The 19,872-nt window shown below is 60.8% G+C and carries 19 protein-coding genes; 16 read left to right on the top strand and 3 right to left on the bottom strand.

The features are described 5' to 3' along the window. The 3 genes from AB1576_07370 to AB1576_07360 all read left to right on the top strand — a co-directional run. On the top strand, positions 1-290 hold a 290-nt coding region (locus AB1576_07370), incomplete at its 5' end, for a zinc ribbon domain-containing protein (GenBank protein MEW6081580.1). 46 nt (positions 291-336) lie between these two features. Beyond that, positions 337-513: a hypothetical protein gene (locus AB1576_07365; protein MEW6081579.1), complete on the top strand. Its 177-nt coding sequence runs from the start codon at positions 337-339 to the stop codon at positions 511-513. Further along, positions 465-791 carry a hypothetical protein gene (locus tag AB1576_07360; protein ID MEW6081578.1) on the top strand — a complete coding sequence of 109 codons (327 nt, stop codon included), beginning with the start codon at positions 465-467 and terminating at the stop codon, positions 789-791. Before AB1576_07365 ends, AB1576_07360 begins: the two co-directional genes overlap by 49 nt. Here the strand turns inward: AB1576_07360 and AB1576_07355 are convergent. Beyond that, on the bottom strand, positions 782-2,098 hold the full coding sequence (locus tag AB1576_07355; GenBank protein MEW6081577.1) for a dihydroorotase: 1,317 nt from the start codon (positions 2,096-2,098) through the stop codon (positions 782-784). The two genes, AB1576_07360 and AB1576_07355, sit on opposite strands and share 10 nt — an antisense overlap. 119 nt (positions 2,099-2,217) lie before the next feature. Here AB1576_07355 and AB1576_07350 point away from each other — a divergent pair, with 119 nt between their 5' ends. The 8 genes from AB1576_07350 (at position 2,218) to pyrB (ending at position 10,769) form a co-directional block, all read left to right on the top strand. Next, positions 2,218-3,234 (top strand): DMT family transporter, encoded by a 1,017-nt coding sequence (locus AB1576_07350; GenBank protein ID MEW6081576.1) that lies wholly within the window; start codon positions 2,218-2,220, stop codon positions 3,232-3,234. A 367-nt stretch (positions 3,235-3,601) separates the two neighbouring features. Beyond that, a complete protein-coding gene (panB, locus tag AB1576_07345) occupies positions 3,602-4,459 on the top strand; it encodes a 3-methyl-2-oxobutanoate hydroxymethyltransferase (GenBank protein ID MEW6081575.1) in 858 nt (285 codons plus the stop codon). A gap of 34 nt (positions 4,460-4,493) precedes the next feature. Then, positions 4,494-5,612, top strand: a complete 1,119-nt coding sequence (locus AB1576_07340) for a M20 family metallopeptidase (GenBank protein ID MEW6081574.1) — start codon at positions 4,494-4,496, stop codon at positions 5,610-5,612. Between the two features lie 42 nt (positions 5,613-5,654). Then, complete coding sequence (locus AB1576_07335) at positions 5,655-6,821, top strand: M24 family metallopeptidase (protein MEW6081573.1); 1,167 nt, start codon at positions 5,655-5,657, stop codon at positions 6,819-6,821. A gap of 189 nt (positions 6,822-7,010) precedes the next feature. Beyond that, on the top strand, positions 7,011-7,631 hold the full coding sequence (locus tag AB1576_07330; GenBank protein MEW6081572.1) for a hypothetical protein: 621 nt from the start codon (positions 7,011-7,013) through the stop codon (positions 7,629-7,631). A 12-nt stretch (positions 7,632-7,643) separates the two neighbouring features. Next, positions 7,644-8,603, top strand: a complete 960-nt coding sequence (locus AB1576_07325) for an agmatinase family protein (protein ID MEW6081571.1) — start codon at positions 7,644-7,646, stop codon at positions 8,601-8,603. Continuing rightward, complete coding sequence (locus AB1576_07320; GenBank protein ID MEW6081570.1) at positions 8,581-9,777, top strand: pyridoxal phosphate-dependent aminotransferase; 1,197 nt, start codon at positions 8,581-8,583, stop codon at positions 9,775-9,777. The genes AB1576_07325 and AB1576_07320 overlap by 23 nt, the downstream gene beginning before the upstream one ends. A 68-nt stretch (positions 9,778-9,845) precedes the next feature. Then, the gene (pyrB, locus tag AB1576_07315) at positions 9,846-10,769 is read left to right on the top strand and encodes an aspartate carbamoyltransferase (protein ID MEW6081569.1); all 924 of its coding nucleotides are present in this window, start codon (positions 9,846-9,848) and stop codon (positions 10,767-10,769) included. Positions 10,770-10,952: 183 nt separating this feature from the next. On the opposite strand, the gene AB1576_07310 is transcribed toward pyrB, so the two are convergent. Further along, positions 10,953-11,723, bottom strand: coding sequence for a hypothetical protein (locus AB1576_07310; protein ID MEW6081568.1), 771 nt, complete (start codon positions 11,721-11,723; stop codon positions 10,953-10,955). Between the two features lie 252 nt (positions 11,724-11,975). Next, positions 11,976-13,871, bottom strand: a complete 1,896-nt coding sequence (locus AB1576_07305; GenBank protein MEW6081567.1) for an aldehyde ferredoxin oxidoreductase family protein — start codon at positions 13,869-13,871, stop codon at positions 11,976-11,978. A gap of 318 nt (positions 13,872-14,189) precedes the next feature. On the opposite strand from AB1576_07305, the gene AB1576_07300 reads away from it, so the two are divergent. The 5 genes from AB1576_07300 (at position 14,190) to AB1576_07280 (ending at position 19,811) form a co-directional block, all read left to right on the top strand. Beyond that, a complete protein-coding gene (locus AB1576_07300; protein MEW6081566.1) occupies positions 14,190-14,741 on the top strand; it encodes a flavodoxin family protein in 552 nt (183 codons plus the stop codon). A gap of 609 nt (positions 14,742-15,350) precedes the next feature. Beyond that, positions 15,351-15,929 carry a hypothetical protein gene (locus tag AB1576_07295; protein MEW6081565.1) on the top strand — a complete coding sequence of 193 codons (579 nt, stop codon included), beginning with the start codon at positions 15,351-15,353 and terminating at the stop codon, positions 15,927-15,929. Between the two features lie 524 nt (positions 15,930-16,453). Continuing rightward, positions 16,454-17,911: an aminomethyl-transferring glycine dehydrogenase subunit GcvPB gene (gene gcvPB, locus AB1576_07290; protein MEW6081564.1), complete on the top strand. Its 1,458-nt coding sequence runs from the start codon at positions 16,454-16,456 to the stop codon at positions 17,909-17,911. A 97-nt stretch (positions 17,912-18,008) separates the two neighbouring features. Further along, the gene (locus tag AB1576_07285; protein MEW6081563.1) at positions 18,009-19,130 is read left to right on the top strand and encodes an ATP-NAD kinase family protein; all 1,122 of its coding nucleotides are present in this window, start codon (positions 18,009-18,011) and stop codon (positions 19,128-19,130) included. 93 nt (positions 19,131-19,223) lie between these two features. After that, a complete protein-coding gene (locus AB1576_07280; protein ID MEW6081562.1) occupies positions 19,224-19,811 on the top strand; it encodes an SDR family oxidoreductase in 588 nt (195 codons plus the stop codon). Positions 19,812-19,872 lie beyond the last annotated feature (61 nt).

Below are 19,872 nucleotides of genomic sequence, written 5' to 3'. Positions count from 1 at the left end.
AAGTTGACCGGTTCTTTCCGTCAAGTCGCCTGTGTCTTAAGTGTGGGACTATTAAGGATGACTTGACGCTGAATGACCGAACATTTGTTTGTGAGTGCGGTTACACCGCAGGCAGAGATTGGAATGCTGCCTTTAACATTGAGGCGGAAGCGTTAAGAATCCATACTGGCCGGAGTGGGTTCACGGACAGTCTAAACGGGCGTGGACAGGATGTAAGACTTTTCGGAGCAATCCTGGATGAAGCGTCAAAATTGGCCGAAGAGAGGCGGCCTTCCAAACTTGCGGTTTAGGTAGGTTTGGTAAACCAGGGGGAAGCCATTCTGGGCTGCTACGCCATTGTGGTTCCCTATTGGAGTAACGAGCACCGTCAACACCGGAATTGCCGGCGCTGGACGGGATCGGCTGGGGGTGGACGAGCTTGAGGCATTGCGCCTGGAGGATGTTGAAGGGCTCAAGGAGGAGGAGTGCGCCAAGCGCATGAACCTGGCCCAGGCACCTTCCAGCGCAGGCTGAGCGCCGCCAAGGAGAAGTTGACCCGGGCGGTTGTGGAAGGCAAGGCCATCCGCATAGAGGGCGGTGGCTGCAAGTACGTGGCCCGGGGGTTCATGTGCGGCGGTTGCGGTCAGAGGTGGGAGAAAGACCTCCACGAGCGCGAGGTTGCGGGATGCCCGTGTGCGGCAGCAGCCAGGTCCGGCCCCAGTGGGGCAGGGGAGGGGGACACGGCCCGGAACGGCGAGGGGCCCGCGCTGAGGGTGTCCTGGGGGACAAGCTGGGGGTGTTCCTACCCTTGACCCGCTACCAGGCGCCGCCCACCGCAGGATGCCTCGTACACCACCCTTCCCCCGGCTACGGTCAGTATAACCTTGCCCTTCAACCGGAGGTTCAAGTAGGCATAGGGACAGTTCCTCGACTTGCTCTGGTACCCTTCCGCCCTGGGAGTCCACCCGGCCTGGGGGTCCACCAGGATCAGGTCACCCCTGCTCCCGGGAGAAAGGCTTCCCCTGTCATCCAGCCCGAGAAGACGTGCCGGGTTAAGGGAGAGCACCCGGGCCAGATCAGGCCACTCTAGCAGCCCCTCTTCAACCAGCGAGCACGCCAGGGAGAGGCAGGTCTCCAGTCCAATGACCCCGGGCTTTCCCTCCTTGAAGGGGCAGTTCTTATCGGAGGTGAGGTGGGGGGCGTGGTCCGTGGCGATCATGTCTATGGTGCCTCTGGCCAGGCCCCTGCGCAGCGCGTCCCTGTCCCGGGCGGACCGGAGAGGCGGGTTTACCTTCCCCAGGGTACCCAGGCGCGCCACATCGTCTGATGTGAGGGTGAGGTGATGAGGAGTGACCTCAGCGGTGACCCTAACACCGCGGGCCTTGGCCAGGGCCACCATTTCCAGGGCTGCCTCGGTTGAGATGTGTTGTATGTGGAGATGGCCCCCTGTCCCCGCTGCCACTGCCAGGTCCCTGGCCACTGCTGCCGTCTCAGCGGATACAGGCACGCCCCTGAGACCCAAGGAGGTGGCGATGGGCCCTTCCGCTATCCCAGGATCGTACACCAGCGAGGGGTCCTCACAGTGGTCGGCCACGGCCACCCCCAGCTCACTACACTGAAGCAGTGCCTGCCTGAGTAGCCCCGCGGTGCTGATGTTGTTCCCGTCATCGGTGAAGATGGGTGCCGAGGCCCGCGCCAGCTGGGTCATGGGCGACATGGTTATTCCCTTGCGGCCAACGGACACCGCCCCGGCAAAGAGCACGTCCGCTTTGAGTCCCTGGGCTTGACGGCGCATCAGGGCGAGGAGTCCGGGGTTGTCCATGGGAGGATCGGTGTTGGGCATTGCCACGATGGTGGTGAAGCCACCGGCGGCCGCGGCCTTTGTACCCGAATCCAGGTCCTCCTTTGACTCCTCACCAGGGGTTCGAAGGTGGGCGTGCACATCCACGAGGCCAGGCAGGACCAGGAGACCCGAGGCATCGATGGTGAGGGGCCCCTCCGAAATGGGCTCCCGGTTTACGCTGGCCACACGTCCCTGGTGGATCAGGATGCAGGTCTCGGCGTCTAGCCCACTGGTGGGGTCCACGACCCTACCGCCGGTTATCTGGATGATATCCACGCTCCGGCCTCCCTCTCTTGGGGTCAGGGTATCCTACGGGGATATATACTACCCGGGTTGGGAAGTCCCCTTCCCGCCGTGCCAGGAAGACCAGGGGGTGGGGGCTCCTCCAGGACCAGGTGTTGGCGCAACCGCAGGCAGGCACACACGAGTTCTTCCTACAGGAATCCGGCGAGGTCACTCAGAATATCAACACCATGGAATCTCAAGCCATCCCCCGGCGGCAGTCCACCTGGGCCCTGGCCGGTTACGGCTACGTGATGGGCGCGGTGTTCTGCTGGTCCACCTACCCCATAATCATGAAGGTTGCCTACTCGCACGGAGTCGAACCCATTGACCTTATGGGGGTACGCCTGGTGGTGGCGGCTTCACTGCTCTTGGGCTACTGCCTCCTCCGGCTAAAGAGGGGGGACTACGGGTCATTCCTGGATTCCACTCACCGCTGGGACCTCATCCTCCAGGTCCTGACGGGAGCCGCCACATCCTTCTGCACAACCTACGCCATAGCGTTCATCGACGCAGGGGCAGCCATCATGATCCTCTACCTATATCCCGCCATGACCAATGTGCTGTCCATCGCCTACTTCGGTGAGCGACTGGGTCGGATCAGGATAGGCTCTCTGCTCCTGGCCCTGGTTGGCCTCTACCTGGTGGTGAACCCAGGCCAGTCCAGCCTGAACACCACAGGTGTCACCCTGGCGCTAGCCGGGGCGTTCACCTATGCCCTCAGCCAGGTTTACGCTCAGAAGAACCTGGACCGGGTACACCCCGCAGCCATTTCGGCCTACGTGGTCCTGGGCACACTGGTAATAGTGCTGCTGCTAAGGAAGCCCTCCTACCTGCTGGCACCGTCCCTGCCCCTGCTCTGGTCGGGCGCCAGCCTGGGGCTGATCCCAACCGCCCTGGGTTTCGTGCTAGGTTTCCTTGGCATACGCTGCCTCGGTGCCAGCAGGGCCAGCATCGTCATGACCATTGAGCCGGTTCTCACCATCACCCTGGCGATGCTTATCCTGAAGGAGAGCCTGTCGTGGACCCAGGCTCTAGGGGCTGTGTCCATCCTTACCGGCGTACTTGCGCTTAGGCTCGAGTCCTTCAAGTGCCGGGAACCGGTCCCAGGGGGGACCACCAGGGAGTGAAACCAGCGTCACGCTGGGAGGGGGTCTGTGCCCTGGTAGTGGCAGTTATTCCCAGGGAAATGGCCCGCCGTAGTCCTGCCGCTGTCGCTGCTTGGGCCAGGGATAGGAGGATAGCAAGGACAGAGCCGCAAGCGCAGGTGTGTACAGAAAGGGGAGATCCTGTGTTCTGGGTTCTTGAGCGGTGCGGGGGTGCTAGATTCCAGGGGGTTGGCTAGAGCCTGGTCCCAAGTCACTGAAGGGCCCTGCGCACCGGTATAGAATCCCCAAGGAGGATGAGCGGCCGTCGTCCCGCAGGGCGGGGCGTCCCAGGCCGGGTCCCATATCCAGGGCCCTAGGGTACGGGCCTGCCATCAGAGGAGGTAATGACGTGGCGAAGAAGACCATCCTTGATTTCCAGGAAATGAAGAAGAAAGGCGAGAAGATCGTCTACGTAACCGGGTACAACGCGCAGGTGGCGCGGCTTGAGGAAGCCGCGGGCGTGGATATGATCCTAGTGGGAGACTCCGTGGGCAATACCGACTTGGGTTATGCCTCCACCATTCCGGTCACCATGGAAGAGATGCTGGTGTTCTGCAAGGCGGTGCGCAGGGGGGCGCAGGATACCTTCGTGGTTGGGGACATGCCCTTCATGTCCTACCAGGGTTCCATAACTGATGCCGTCTACAACGCTGGCCGTCTCATCAAAGAGGCAGAGATGGATGCGGTGAAACTGGAGGGCGGAGCAGAGATGGCTCCGGTGGTGGAGGCCATGACCCGGGCCGGTATGCTGGTGATGGGCCACATAGGCCTCACACCCCAGTCCGCCGGGCAATTTGGCGGCTGGAGGGCCCAGGGAAGAGACCCTAAGAAGGCCCTCTCACTGGTAAAGGATGCGCTTGCCCTGGAGAACGCAGGTGCCTTCTCCGTGCTCCTCGAGGGGGTGCCCCCGGTGGTGAGCGACACCATCCGCCAGCGCTCTTCAGTGCCCATCCTGGGGATCGGGGCGGGAAGCCCCTGCGACGGCCAGCTCCTCATCATCTACGACCTCCTGGGTATGTTCCAGCTGTTCACCCCCAAGTTCGTGAAGAAGTACGGCAACCTGGCAGAGGACATCAAGTCCATGGTGGGGGAGTACTGTTCCGACGTGAGGCAAGGGGCCTTCCCAGGAAAGGAACACGCCTACGGGATGCCGCCTGAGGCGGAAGCCGAGTTCCGCAGGATGCTCAAGGAGGAGCTGGGGGATTAGCCCAGGGGCCATGCCCCGGGAAAGGGGTGGCCACATGGACGACGCTGGTGTCCTGGCCCTAGCAAAGACCCTGATCCAGTTTGACACCACCAACCCGCCGGGGAACGAAGGGGGCCTGGCTAGGTTTGCTGGCCGGTACCTGGAGGGCCTTGGTGTCGAGGTCTCCCTTCACAGCGTGGGCACGGGCAGGCTGGCGGTGGTGGCGCGCCTGCCAGGGGACCTTGAGGGCATCCTGGTCTTCAACGGTCACTCCGACGTTGTTCCAGCGGGTAGCGGCTGGACAACCCCTCCCTTCAGGCCCGAGGTACGCGACGGCCGCCTCTACGGGCGAGGGAGCACCGACATGAAGGGTGGGGTGGCCGCCATGATGGCGGCAGTGTCCCGCCTGGCCCAGGTGCCAGCCTGCCAGCGGGCAACCGTGGTGCTCCACATAGTCCCGGACGAGGAGGACAAGGGACTCGGTACCCGGTACCTGGTGGACCACGGCCTGGTGGAGGCAGACGCCGCCATCGTGGGTGAGCCCACAGGGTTGCAGGTCCAGGTGGCCCACAAGGGGATCCTGTGGGTCAAGGCCACCTTCCACGGTAAGTCAGCCCATGCCAGCATGCCTGGAAAAGGGGTCAACGCAATATACAAGGCCTCCTCGGCGATAGAGCGCCTCAAGAGCGAGATGGCCACGAGGCTTGCCAGGACCAACCACCCCCTTCTGGGGAGTCCCAGCGTCAGCGTGGGCGTGATAAATGGTGGGACGCGAGTGAACACTGTGCCCGACCGCTGCGAGGTGTGGATCGATCGCAGGCTTGTGCCGGGCGAGGACGCATCCCTGTCGGTCCAGGAGATCAGGGAGGTCCTATCCCCGGACAGCCTTGAGATCGATAACCTTGAGGAACCCATGGAGGTTTCCGAAAGCGAGCCCATAGTCAGCCTGGCCCTTGGTTGCGCCAGGGCCGTCACGGGAGAGGACAGGGGTATCGCTGGCTTTCCCGGTGCCACCGACGCCCGCTTCTACGTGAACGACGCTGGCATCCCCACCATTCTTCTTGGGCCTGGCTCCATTTCCAGGGCCCACACAGCGGATGAGTGGGTGCCAGTAGAGGACCTGGAGAATGCAGCCGCCATCTACTTCGAGATCGCCAGGAACTTCAGGAAGTGACCAGCAACCGGCCGGGGCAGCCCGGCAGAGGGGGGGGCAGCCATGGTATTCGAGAAGGCCGAGTACCTGGAGAGGCTGAGGAAAACCAAGGAACGGATGAGCGCCGAAGGCATAGGCGTGCTCCTGGCATCGGATCCTGCCAACATGAACTACCTCACGGGCTATGACGGGTGGTCCTTCTACGTTCCCCAGATGGTCATGGTGTTCATGGACAAGGAAGAGCCCATCTGGATCGGGAGGGAGATGGATGCCAGCGGGGCCAGGATCACCACCTGGCTGGATGGCAGCAACATCCTCTCTTACACTGATGACTACGTGCAGAACCCCCCGAAGCACCCCATGGACCACATAGCCTCGGTCCTTGGGGACCTGGGTGCAGGCACCAGCGTGATTGGGGTGGAGAAGGATGTCTACTACTTCACCGCCCTGGGTTATGAGAGGCTCCATGCGGGCCTTCCCGGGGCCCGTTTCAAGGATGCCTCACTCCTAGTGAACTGGGTGCGATTCATCAAGTCGGATAACGAGATCCGTTACATGAAGATGGCGGCCAGGCTGGTAGAGAAGGCCATGGCCACGGCCTTGGAGGCCATTGACGAGGGTATCAGGGGATGCGATGTTGTTGCCGGCATTTACCACGCCCAGATCAGCGGTACCAGCGAGTTCGGCGGGGAGTACACAGGTTTTGCTCCCATGCTGCCCTCGGGCGAGCAAACCTGTACGCCTCACCTCACCTGGTCCGACCGGGAGTACAAGAAGGGCGATGTGGTCATCCTGGAGCTAGCCGGCTGCAAGCACCGGTACCACTCACCCATGGCCAGGACAATGGTTGTAGGGCCGGCTCCGGCCGGGGTCAGGGACACCGCCCAGGTTGTTGTGGAGGGGATCGAGGCCGCCCTAGACGCGGTGAAACCTGGGGCCACATGCGAAGATGTCGAGAGAGCCTGGAGGCATGTCATCGAAAGGCAGGGCCTGAGGAAGAACTCGCGGCTTGGCTACTCCATCGGTATAGGGTACCCCCCTGACTGGGGTGAGCACACTGCCAGCCTGAGGCAGGGAGACCGGACTGTCCTAGGGCCCAACATGACGTTCCACATGATCGCCGGGATCTGGCTGGAGGACTTCGGTGTCGAGGTCAGCGAGGCCATCCGGGTTACTGAGAAGGGTTCAGAGACCCTGGCAAGTTTCCCCAGAGACCTTCTGGTCAAATGAATGGCTTGGACTGCCCTGGCTTCAGGGGTGTACTGGTTAGGGGCACCATTTCCCAGACCCTTGAACCGGCGCCGGGTTACGTAACCCTTACCATTTGCGCCCCTGAGATAGCCCGCAGGGCAAGACCGGGCCAGTTTGTGATGGTGCGGGGCTGGGGCACCCACAGCCCGCTGCTGTCCCGTCCCTTCAGTGTCCATCGATTGCATCCCTCACGTGGTCTTTTCCCAGCTCCTGGTGAGGGTGGTGGGGGAGGCCACCAGCCTCATGTCAGGATGGGCTCAAGGGCATGAACTATCTTTGGACCCAGGCCTCCTGGGCCAGGTGGTGGCGGCTGTGCGGGGGGTAACGGCCCTCCCCGTCATCGCCAATCTGTCTCCCAATGTGGCGGACATCGCCCAGATGGCGCGGGCAGCCCAGGAGGCTGGTGCCGACGCGGTGTCAGCGGTGAACACCATCTCTGGGCTGGCCATAGACATCCGGTCGAGGATGCCTGTTTTCCCCAGGGGTCCCGGCGGCCTGTCCGGCCCTGCGGTGAAGCCCCTGGCACTCAAGGCTGTGTGGGACATATTCCGGGGTGCCTCCCTCCCCATTATCGGCATGGGAGGGATAGTGTCAGCCCGGGACGCGCTGGAGTTCATCCTGGCCGGGGCCAGCGCTGTGGCCATAGGCACAGGGAACTTTGTGAATCCCAGGGTGATGCTGGAGGTGATCGAGGGGATCAGGGAGTACATGAAGGGATCAGGTCTGGAGTCACTGGGTCAGATGGTAGGTGCGGCGCACCGGCTGCCGGGCCCAGGTGCAAATTCCTAGAGGAGGGGTGATATTCTGGCGCTGGAATTCGGTATACTGGGTATACCCTACGACACCGCGGCGGGCCTTGGCCGGCCGGGGGCAAGGTATGCCCCGGCAGAAGTGCGCAGGAGCCTCCAGTGGCACCTCAACCGGATCAGAGGCAAGGGCGTATATGATGTGGAGGCCGGGGAGGTCCTGGACCTCGACGGCGTAAAGGTCCAGGATCACGGGGATGTTGAGGTCATTGGGTATGACCACGGGCTGATGCTGGAGAGAACAGAGGGACCCATCCTGGGGCTCCTCGAGTCAGGGGTCATCCCCGTGATCATCGGCGGGGACCACTCTGTGAGCCTGCCAGGCCTCAGGGCCCTGCACTCCATGACGGAAAGTGCCATGGGGATCATCCAGATGGATGCCCACCTTGACCTGGTGGATGACTCCCCGGTCCAGGGACGCTTCTCAGGAAGCAGCGAGATCCGCAGGGCGCTGGAACTGGACAGGGTTGCCCCTTCTAACCTTATCCAGGTGGGGGTCAGGGGCTACAACTACCCTGACCAGCTGGACTACATACGAAGGAGCGGTATCAGGCAGATACCTGCGCCGGAGTTTCGACGGGTAGGGGCTGGGGCGGCCGCCAGGGAGGCCCTGGAGGTTGCCGCCTCTGGTACTGACAGGCTGTACCTCACCCTGGATATCGATGTTCTTGACCCGGCCTACGCCCCCGGATCCGGTGCTGACGAGCCGGGGGGCCTGTCCTCCCGGGAGGTCATGGAGTTCGTGAGGCTGGTGGCCCCCCGTGTGTCTGTCATCGATATCGTAGAGGTTAACCCCATGATGGACTTCCGGGGCATGACCTCGGCCGTGGCGGCCAGGATCATCATGGACTTCATTGTCTCCGTGGTGAGGGCACGAAAGGCCGGGGCTGGAAGAACGGGCCGGGGGTGCACGGGCGGGAGGGATGGGTACGATGCCCAGAGAGGTACGCAATGAAGGGCGGTTGTCCCCAAGGGCCATGAGGTTGCCCCCCTTCGGTATCAGGAAGGTTTACGAGGCGGCGGTGGCCATGGAGCGGCAGGGGATCGAGGTCATCCACCTGGAACTGGGCAGGCCGGATTTCGACACGCCGGCCCACATCAAGGATGCGGCAATAAGAGCCATCAACGAGGGCCAGGTGCACTACACCTCCAACATGGGACTTCTCCAGCTCCGAGAGGCGATAGCCCAAAAGCTCCTGGCCCAGCACGGCCTGGAGTATGACCCCCATGAGGAGATCTTCGTGACAGTGGGAGGGTCCGAGGCTCTCATGGTGACCTTTGCTGCCATCCTCTCGGACGGGGATGGCATTGTCGTGCCGGTTCCAGGTTATACCACTTACTTTAGCCTGCCCGTCTTCTGGGGGGCCGAGGTCATACCCGTCCGGTGCTCCGAGGAGAGTGGCTACCAGCTGGATGTGAGGGATCTGGAGAAGAGCCTGACCTCGAATGCCAAGGCCATTATGGTTAACTCGCCCTGTAACCCCACGGGCGCGGTTTGGGACCGGAACACCATGGAGGGGGTAGCCAGGGTGGCCCTGGACAGGGACATGGTGGTCATTTCCGATGAGGTCTACGAAACCCTGGCCTACGACGGGGCGGAGGTGGTGAGCCCCGCAGCGCTTCCTGGTATGAGGGAGAGGACCCTCATCATCAACAGCATCTCCAAGACCTACTCAGCGACGGGGTGGCGCGTGGGGTACGTGGCGGGTCCCGCCAGGCTGGTCCAGGCGGCCTACAGGGTTCACCAGCATAACGTGGCCTCGGCCAATACCTTTGCCCAGTGGGGGGCTGTGGCAGCCCTGGAAGGCCCCCAGGACGATGTGGAGCGAATGGTCTCGGCCTTTGACGAAAGGAGGCGCTATCTCCATGATGCCCTCCAAGGGATACCAGGACTGGCTTGCCACAGGCCCCAGGGGGCCTTCTACATGTTCCCCAATACCAGCGCATTTGGGATGTCATCAGAGGAGTTGACCATGTACCTGCTCCGGGAGGCCAAGGTAGCGGTGGTTCACGGGACCGCCTTCGGCCCCGCGGGGGAGGGGCACGTCAGGATATCCTATGCCAGTTCCATGGAGAACCTCAGGGCTGCAGTGGAACGGCTGGCCGAGGCCCTCTCCAGGCTAGGATAGTCCCTGGGGCTACGCCTCGCCTTGGTGACCCTGGGGACAATTAACATAGCATTTGGGAGGTGTGTGGTTTGCTGGGAGGCAAGGACATTCTCACTACTGAGCAACTGACCCGGGAGGAACTGGAGGAGATCCTGAGGGTGACGGAGAGGTTTGACGAAGCCCTCTCCAGGCGCCAGGCGCTCGGGCACATGGAGGGGCTCATCATGGCGGCCCTCTTCTTCGAGCCCAGCACCAGGACGCGGCTGTCCTTCGAGAGCGCCATGCAGAGGCTGGGCGGCAGTGTCATCAACGTTGCTGATGCCAAGACCTCTTCCGCGGCAAAGGGCGAAACCTTGAGTGATGCCATCAGTGTCATACAGAGCTACTGCGACGTGATAGTCATACGCCACCCCGACATTGGCTCAGCAGAGGAGGCGGCCCGGGCATCAGAGGTCCCGGTGATAAACGGAGGCGATGGTTCTGGGCAACACCCCACGCAGGCGCTCCTTGACATGTACACTATCAAGAAAGAGAAAGGCCGCATGGAAGGGCTCACTGTTTCCCTGGTTGGGGATCTCAAGCACGGACGCACGGTTCACAGCCTCGTTTACCTCCTGGCGCTCTACGGCAATTCCGTGAAACTGGTATCCCCGGAGAGCCTGGCAATGCCCGGGTACATCCGGGAAACACTGGCGGCCAGGGGCGCGGATATAGAGGAAGTGGAGGACCTGGGGGCTGTGGCCGGGGTTAGCGATGTCATCTACGTGACCAGAGTGCAGAAGGAGCGCTTCCAGGACCTTGCGGAGTACGAGAGGGTGAAGGGCGCCTACGTGGTAAACGCCGATCTGGCCGGCAGGTCCAAAGAGGGGGTTACTATCATGCACCCCCTTCCCAGGGTTGACGAGATAGCGGTGGACACCGACGGCTATTCTGGTGCCGCCTACTTCCGCCAGGCGGCCAATGGGGTTCCGACCCGTATGGCGCTCCTGGCCATGGTGACTGGCCGCGCATAGCACAGGCGGGCCTACTGGCATCCCAAGTTCACCTTGATGGCTTAGGCGGGCTAGGCCCGGGGGGCTGGGTCAACCCCTCCCGGGTTCTTGCCGTTCCCTGCGGGCACCAGGAAGCCCCGGGCCACCTTACCCCAGGGCTCTCGGTCAGTGAAGATGATCTGGTACCGAAGTCCCCTACAGAAGCTAGAACTTCTCGGTTTCCTCCACTTCCGTGTACCACTTGACCTTGGGTCCCAGCTTGGCCCGGAGCCTCCACTTCATGGTCTTGGGTTCCTTCTCCAGCCGCTCAAGGAGCCGGAAGACCCGGGATTCCACAACCGCCATCTCCTCTGGGGTGATAAAGGGGTTCTGTCTCATGTACTCTAGGACCTTGCGAAGGTTCTGGGTCACCGTGTAGTAAAAGCCCCAATCCACGCCAAGGCTCTTCGATATGTAGGCGGTATCAACGGTTTCCCTGGCGAACCCCTCGGAGAGGTCGTGTTCCAGCATCATGATGATGGTGTCCTTTAGGTCCTTGGCGTTGATCTCCACGATCTGCATCTTCTCCAGCAGTACATCGGTCATGGTGATGGTGGGGCGATCCATCTCCAGGCGGCCCTGGAAGGGAACCACGTGACAGAAACTAAGGTTATCGAAGAACACGTCCACCTTGAAGCCACTAATCTGGGGATGAGCGTAGATCTGCCGGGTTTGCCCGTAGAACTTGAGGATGAACTCGTCAGGTATGTAGCCCTCCTCCTGCAGCATGCCCTGGACCCTGGCGTTGTCCCGTCCGTAGGCCATGAAATCCAGGTCGGTGATGGGACGATCTGCCGCGTCGAAGAGATGCCTGTACCTTTCACAGTGAAGCCTGATTGCTACCGCCCCTAGGAGACGCAGGGGAAAGCCCCGGGCCTCGGCCAGGTCTACCAGGCGCAAACCTTCCTGCAGGAAAGCCTCATTCGTCTGTTCCACCTTTGTTCCTCCCCCAGCTGCAGTGTGGTTGACACCCGGCCCTCTAGGCAGCTCCAGGCGTCCGGTTCCCGGGGGTCCCGGCCCTCTGAGTCCCTGGTCCGTGGGGTGCCCCGCGACTTCTCTACTCAGTACTATACAAACCGGGTATTCTCCTGTGTGCAGCCGGCACAACAAGGCGTATTTTTGCAGGCTTACGAAGTTCAGGGAATGACGGGATAAGGAAAGGGGGCACGGAGGCCCCCTCGTGTGAGATCAGCCTGCCTGTTCCAGAAGCCAGCCCAGGGAGAGCTCCCTCAGCTTGCCCGGCGCCGGGTTTCCGGTGGTCTCATCCCAGCCCGCGATGCAGTAGTAGAGGTCAAGGGCCCTCTTGAACTCACCTTCATCAACACGGACGCCCTCGGAGGGCCCATCAGGCAGTGGCTGGAAGAACCGCTGGGGCAGGTAGTCATCCTTCCTGGTAAAGCCCTCGCGGGCATTGAAGAACCTCATCATGTTCAGGCGTCTCTCGCCCGCCTTCATCAGTTCGTAGAGGGAGGTATCCCATCCAATTCCAGCCTTGCAGAGGCTCACCACATCCTCGGGCCCATACAGCTGCCACGCTGGTCCCCACACGAAGTTGCAGAGGCAGATGGTATCCAGAAGGGAGTAGAAGCACTGCGATACGAAGGCAAACCGGACCTTCTCCTCGTCCAGGGAAAGGGAGTCCTCGTAGCCCTTCCACGCGCCTATCTGGAAAAGGCGAACCCTGTCCGGGCTATCAGGTGGGAGCGAGACAGCAGGGTCGTGTTCGGACGATTCGTGGTCAGCGCCAAAGGGATTGACCGCATATATCAGCCCAACGGAGGGTTTGAACTGGGGCATGTGGGCGGGTATCTCGTTGCCCTTCACCGACATGGACAGGGCCTCGGCTCCCTTTCCAAAGTGCTGGGCTGCCGCCCTGCTGCCCTCGGCCAGGATGTCTCCTATGCCCTTGCGCTTGGCGACGAGGTGGATCAAGGCGTTCACGGCCTCGCCGTTTCCGAACCTCAGGTCAAGCCCGCCCGTATCCTCCAGGGTGATGATGCCCTTCTCGAAGCACTCCATGGCGAAGGATATGGTGGCACCACAAGAGATGGTATCCAGGCCGTACATGTTGCACAGCTGGTTGGACTCGGCAATGCTCTCCAGGGAGGTCACTCCGCAGTAGGAACCCAGGGTGGCGCAGGTCTCGTACTCTGGCCCGCCGTAGCGGGGTTCTGCCCTGCCTGGGACCTCCACAACCCGTTTGCACCTCACGGCACATCCGTAGCAGGTATCCCTCTCCTTGAGTATGGTCCTGGACATTGTTTCCCCGGTTATGCTGGAGGCCCCCTCCGGGAAGTACCCGGTGGAGATGTTCCTGGTGGGCAGGAACCCGGATTCGCTAAAGGCCAGGAGGTCCGAGTCCGTGCCGTCGATCCCCAGGTACTTCACGGCGTTATTGGCCTCGATCCTCTCCTTGACATCGGCGGTAAGCGCTCTTAGGCCCTCCGGATCCACGGGTCGCCTGGCCCTGCTCTTCCTGACAACAACCGCCTTGAGGTTCTTGGACCCCATCACGGCCCCCATGCCCGTCCTGCCGTTGGCCCTGTTGCACATGTTTATGATGCAGGCGTACTTGACCATGCGTTCACCGCCGGGCCCGATCTGGGCGATCTCCACATCACTGGCCCCCAGGTCCTTCCTAATGGCGTCCTCGGCATCCCCGGTCACCATACCCCAGGCCCCCTGGGCCTCCCTGAGTTCCGCATGGTCCCCGTCAATGAACAGGTACACAGGGTGCGTGGCCCTCCCCTGGAACACCACGGCATCCCACCCGTTTCCCTTAAGGTCCTTTGGGAAGAAGCCGCCGGATTCGCTGTCGCCAATGGCCCCAGTGAGTGGGCTCTTGGCTGTGACCACTAGGCGGCTTTGCCCGCTGATGGGAAGACCTGTAAGAGGGGAAACGGAGAACACCAGCAGGTTGCCGGGTCCCAGGGGGTCCACCCCTGCCTTCATCTCCTTGAGGATCAAGTACATGGCTAGGGCTGAGCCCCCTGGGTACAGGCGATACACCTCCGGCGGCAGGGTCAAGGGCTCAACCTTCTTGTCATCGAGGTTTACCCAGATGATTCTGGCCTCTGGAAACATGGGGATCCCTCCTTCTAGAGATTAGCGGCCGCACTGGCCGGGGCCAGGCCGTTTATCGCCCGGTGGACGACACCGTCTCTGCTGTTAATGACCCAATATAAAACTCACTTCCACACGAACCTGGGGGTATCCTGCCATTACAACAGGGCAAGGAGAGCGCCTGGCCACGAGGCAGGATCAGGTTGGAGGAGATCAGCCTCGGCCGCCGTATGCAGTATTAAGAGGGATGGCAGTGGTCCGTGCCTCGCTGGCCGGCGTGTCCAGGGATAGGGCCCTAGGGAAACCGGCTGTGCTTACTCTTGGGAGGAGGGTTCCACGGTGTACATTGTGGGTTTCGTGGGGAGTCCAAGACACGGGGGCAATACTGACACCCTCGTGGATGAGGTGCTGAAAGGGGCGTCCAAGGAGGGGGCTGTTACCCGGAAGTACAGCCTGGCAGGCATGGAGATCCACCCTTGCACTGCCTGCGATGCGTGCAAGCCACGCGGGGAGTGCGTCTTCGAAGATGACATGGTGGAGCTGGCACGAGAAATGGAGAAGGCCGACGTCTATGTCATCGGTACCCCCGTGTACTTCTGGGGGCCCAGCGCCCAGTTGAAGGCCTTTGTTGATCGCTGGTACTCGTTGCAGGAAAAGGGTGCCAGCTTCATGAACGGGAAGAAGGCCGCGCTGGTATGCACACACGAGGACGCCTCGAAGACCACCGCCCAGCACATTGTGGGCATGTTCCGGGAGAGCTTCAAGTACCTGAAGGTGGACTTCGTGGACCAGCTCTTGGTCAGCATAGATGGTAAGGGTGAGGTCAAGAAGGATAGGGATGCCATGGAGGCCGCGCGCCGGTTGGGGGGGACCCTCTCGGGCACACCTTGATCTAGCACCCCGAGTTCCCGTTCCTGGATGGCGAAAACACCGGTTTGATGCTTTATGTGGGGAGGTCACACTCGTGACCTCCTCGCGTGTTTCTTGGTGTGCATTCAAGAAGTCGGTCTGTGTCATCACCGAGCCAACCCCCGAACATCTTCAGCTCCTCCAAGACTTGGGCTGTAGCCACCTCGTCACCCAAAGGTTTCTAAACCCCTTGCTCAATCCCGTATCACGTGTAGTAGAGACAATCCCCTTCCAAAGCGAACAACCAGTCCCCGTTACACTGGGCATTGGCAAAATATGTCGCCAAAGTCGGGTTTAAGGCATCCGCTGCGCTCGACGGGGACTCCCGGGTGTGATATAACTAACATAAACAGGCAAGTAACAGGGTGGTAAGCATGCGTGAGTGGAAAACCCGCGATATAGAAGAGAGAATCCGGGAAAAGATGCCCGCGGCTAACCGCGCTCTTGTCCGTGGCCGCCGTGGGAAAGTGGTGAGACGCCGGCCGCGGGATAAAGAAGAGCAGAACATTTTGGATTTTCTCTGCAAACGCAGGTGGGAGAATGACCTCGCCACAGGTAAGGTAAGGATTATCAATAAAAGAGAGTGGTATTGTGAATTCGATTGAGCAGTTTAAGAAAGAACTGGTTCAACTGGCCGGCAAAAGCCGCTACGAAATTATGACCGAAACGACAGCTATCTTTACCGCTCTTATAGAGCCATATGGAATAATACCCGTGGTGGTCGGCGGCCTGGCTGTGGAAATCTACACGAGGGGGCAGTACACAACTCTCGATATCGACCTGGTTATGCATCGCCGGGAACTGGCTGGGGAAACTCTTGCCCGATTGGGTTTCTTGCAGGAGGGCAGGCACTGGTATCATCCGGAACTCGAAGTGGCGATAGAGATTCCAGATGATGTGCTGGAAGGTGCAGATAGGGAAAAAATAATAAAAATTAACCTGCCAAGCGGCAGATACCTCTATGTTATAGGAATTGAGGATATCATCCTGGACCGACTCCGTGCCTGTGTTCATTGGCGCTCGACATCTGATTGCGAGTGGGGATTGCGTATGCTGAAAGTGCACTATGTGTCTTTGGATTTGGACTATATGCGTACTATGGCCAAAAACGACCATGCTGCCACCTCTTATAAGTTAGAGGAATGGCTGAATGAGACAATGGAAGAATAGAGTTGCTGCAACGAACTATAGTGAACCCCCCCATACAACCCTACAGCGCACAATCAAGTGGCGACTGCATTCTGACACGCTATCGGGTGACAATATCCGTTTGCACAGCCGCCTAGGTTTTTCTGACTAAGTGCCAGGCGTGGGCAGCAAAAAGTGCATTGCCAGGAAGACCAGGCACATATGGCGGTTTAACCCGGGTAAGAGCGGATTCCGTAGTGGTCCATGCCCAGGTGGCTCTTGCCTTCCTGAAACAGTTGCTCAATGGACCAGAGCGCCCCCGGCGGCCCGGACAACTGTTCTATAGGGATGCCTCCCCGGCGCGTTGCTAAGGCGTATTTTGTCTCTCCGTCCATATTTTGACGCAGAAATAACCAGCACCCTTTACGGGGGCGGCCGTCTCTTTGCTGAGGATGATAGTGCATGGCAGTGGTCAAGGTAAGAAGCAAGTTCCACCAGGCCAAGTGGGATAACCGATCATATATGAAATGTCCACTCCGGGCCTGAGGGGGATCATCCCTCCCGAGGTGGAGGAGGAGATCCAGGGAAGGGTGGGCGATGTTGCCGCCAAGCTCCCCGTGGGAGTCAAGCGCAAGGAAGCCCCGGCCCTGCCCGGGGTCGACCAGAAGCATGTACTAGAGCACGGGATCCACCTCTCCCAGGAAACCATGGGGTCCAACCTTTCCAACGATATCAGTGAAGGCACCTGTACCATGAAGTACAATCCCAGGATCAACGAGGCCCTGTGCATGCTCCCGGGGTTCGCGGAGCTCCATCCTGACCAGGACCCCGATACGGTCCAGGGCATCCTTGAGATCTTCCACAAGTTCCAGAACGTCCTGAAGGAAGTCTCCGGCATGAACCATGTGTGCCTGCAGCCGGGCGGCGGGAACCACGCTGTCTACACCGCTTCCTCCGTGGTCCGCGCCTACCATGCCCGAAGGGGTGAGACCGGCAAGAGGACCGAGGCCATAACTACCATCTTCTCACACCCCTGTGACGCTGCAACCCCTGCTACGGCGGGCTACAAGATCATCACCCTGTATCCTGACGAAAGTGGAATACCTGACCTGGAGGCCCTGAAGGCTGCGGTTTCCGACAAGACGGCGGCCATCTTCATGACTAACCCCGAGGACATAGGCATATTCAACCCCTGCGTGGACGAGTTCGTGCGTATCGTGCACGAAGCGGGCGCCCTGGCCTTCTATGACCAGGCCAACGCCAATGCCTTCCTGGGCGTTGCCCGGGCCAAAGAGGCCGGGTTCGATATGTGCCGCTTCAACGTGCACAAGACCTTCGGCTCACCCCACGGCTGCTCGGGTCCTGCCACAGGCGCCTTCTGCTGCCAGGACTACCTGGCCAGGTTTCTGCCTGTGCCCACCATCGATTTTGACGGGCAGAAGTACTTCCTCAACTACAACCTGCCCGAGAGCGTCAGCAAGGTCCGTGACTACTACGGTGCCGCCGGCGTGATCCTCAGGGCCTACGCGTGGAGCGCCATGATGGGCGCGGGGTGGCTCAGGGAGTGCGCGGATGTCTCGGTCATCAATAATAACTGCATGTACAAGCTAATGCTGAGCATTTCGCTGGGCGCCGGCTTCCTGGACAACGGCATCATGGGGATGGAGCAGATCCGCTACACCTTCGAGAAGCTGAAGAACGACGTGAACGTGGGCTCCGACGACATGAACCGGAGGATGATAGACTCCGGCATCCCATGGTTCTGGTCCAGCCATCACCCGTGGGTGATCCCGGAACCGATGACCCTGGAGCCCTGCGAGGCCTTCTCGAAGGAAGACATCAAGGAGTACTACGAGGTAGTGAAGCAGGTGGCCAAGGAGGCCTACGAGGACCCAGCCATGGTCCAAGGCGCCCCCTACCGCTCGGTCATTCACAAGCGCAAGGACGAGCACAAGCTGGATGACCCCAAGAAGTGGGCCACCACGTGGAGGGCCTGCCTACGCAAGGTCAAGGACAAGAAGTAAGGTCCTCCCATCTGTAACGGGCTTGCCCGGGCGACATGGTCTCCCGGGCAGGCCCCCGTACGGGGAGGGAATCATACTTTCCGGGGAGGGAATGCCTTTGGCGAAGGAGAGGATTGGGGTCATCGTGAATCCCGTGGCTGGACTTGGAGGCCGCGTGGGCTTGAAGGGCACTGACGGGGCGGAGATCCTTGCGAGGGCTCGCAATCTAGGCGCGGTGCCCGAGGCGCCGGGCCGGGCCATCACCGCAATCCAGCGCCTGAAGGCCTTGGAAGAAGACGCAAAGATCATCACGTACCCCAGGGAAATGGGGGAGGACGAGGCCCGTGCCAGCGGCCTCGAGCCTAGGGTGATCGGGCAGATCACCTCCGGGGAGACCACGGCCGAAGACACCATGCGCGCGGGCAAGGAAATGCTGGAGGCGGGTGTTGACATAATCCTCTTTGCCGGAGGCGACGGTACCGCCCGGAACATCTATGACGCGGTGGACCAGAGGGTAACAGTCATTGGCATACCCGCTGGCTGCAAGATCCACTCAGCGGTGTATGCCATCAATCCCCAGAGTGCCGGTGACGTGGTCGTCCAGTACATCATGGGCAAGGTTACCCAGACCCGTGAGGCTGAGGTCATGGACATCGACGAGGACGCGTTCAGGGAGGGGATCGTCACAGCCAGGCTCTATGGGTACCTGAAGGTGCCCAACGAGCGCACGATGGTACAGAACCTGAAGAGCGGGAGGGGGTTGGGCGAGGCCGCCTCCATCAGCGGGATCGGACGCTACCTGGCCACGGGAATGGCCCCGGACTGCCTGTATATCATTGGGCCCGGCACCACCACCCGGGGGGTCATGGAGGAGATAGGGCTTCCCAAGACCCTCCTCGGGGTTGACCTTGTCTACAACAAGCACCTGGTAGCCAAGGATGTGACCGAGAGAGAGATCCTGGAGCACCTGCAAGATGGGCGTCCCGCCAAGATCATTGTCACGGTCATCGGCGGCCAGGGTTACATATTCGGCAGGGGCAACCAGCAAATCAGCCCCAAGGTCATCTGCAAGGTTGGGAAGGAGAACATCATCATAGTGGCAACCAAGGATAAGATGGTCTCCCTGGTGGGCAAGTCCCTGCTGGTAGACACGGGAGATCAGGAGACGGACAAGATGCTCTCCGGTTACATGCGGGTCATCGTGGGATACGAGGATACCATAGTGTTCAAGGTAGGCTAGTTACCGGGGGTATCGCCGACTAGACAAGACAGGGAGTGTGCTGATGGGCCGGTTGGACGGAAAGGTTGCGCTCATAACGGGGGGCTCCTGGATGTGTCCCGGGAAGACCAGTGGAAGGCGTCCATGGACACAGTGCTGAAGACCTACGGGAAGCTGAACATCCTGGTGAACAACGCCGGGGTTTCCCTGGGACGGGACATCGAGGAGACCACGCTGGAGGACTGGAACTGGCTGATGGGCATCAACGCCACAGGGGTATTCCTTGGTACGAAGTATGCCATAGAGGCTATGAAGGGTAACGGTGAGAACTGCTCCATAGTGAACAGGTCCTCCATTGACGGCCAGATCGCCGAATCCGGGCTCTTCGCCTATTGCGCCTCCAAGGGTGCCGTCACCATCCTCAGCAAGCCGGCGGCTCTCCACTGCGGGGAGAAGGGCTACCGGATCCGGGTTAACTCCGTCCACCCCGGGTACGTTCACACCGCTCTCACTGAGAAAGAGGCGGCAGACTCAGGAATGACGCCAGAGGCCTACTTCGAGAAGGTTGGGAAGATGCACCCCATAGGCTACATTGGCAGACCCATGGACATGGCCTACGCCGACATATACCTGGCGTCGGACGAATCGCTCTTCGTCACCGGTTCAGAACTGGTAATCGACGGCGGGTGGACCGCACAGTAGGCCTTTCGGGGGCCGGGTTGGCTCTCAAGCGGCGTCTGGGGAGATCTGGCGGGACAGTCCT

It is taken from the genome of Bacillota bacterium, from assembly GCA_040754315.1.
Classification (GTDB): domain Bacteria; phylum Bacillota; class Sulfobacillia; order DUSP01; family JBFMCS01; genus JBFMCS01.
This window is presented reverse-complemented; position numbering and strand designations above follow the sequence as displayed.

Excerpts from the sequence above, each read along its gene's own strand:
- AB1576_07340 (MEW6081574.1), top strand. The coding sequence starts at position 4,494 with ATGGACGACGCTGGTGTCCTGGCCCTAGCAAAGACCCTGATCCAGTTT.
- AB1576_07335 (MEW6081573.1), top strand. The coding sequence starts at position 5,655 with ATGGTATTCGAGAAGGCCGAGTACCTGGAGAGGCTGAGGAAAACCAAG.
- AB1576_07320 (MEW6081570.1), top strand. The coding sequence starts at position 8,581 with ATGCCCAGAGAGGTACGCAATGAAGGGCGGTTGTCCCCAAGGGCCATG.
- AB1576_07305 (MEW6081567.1), bottom strand. The coding sequence starts at position 13,871 with ATGTTTCCAGAGGCCAGAATCATCTGGGTAAACCTCGATGACAAGAAG.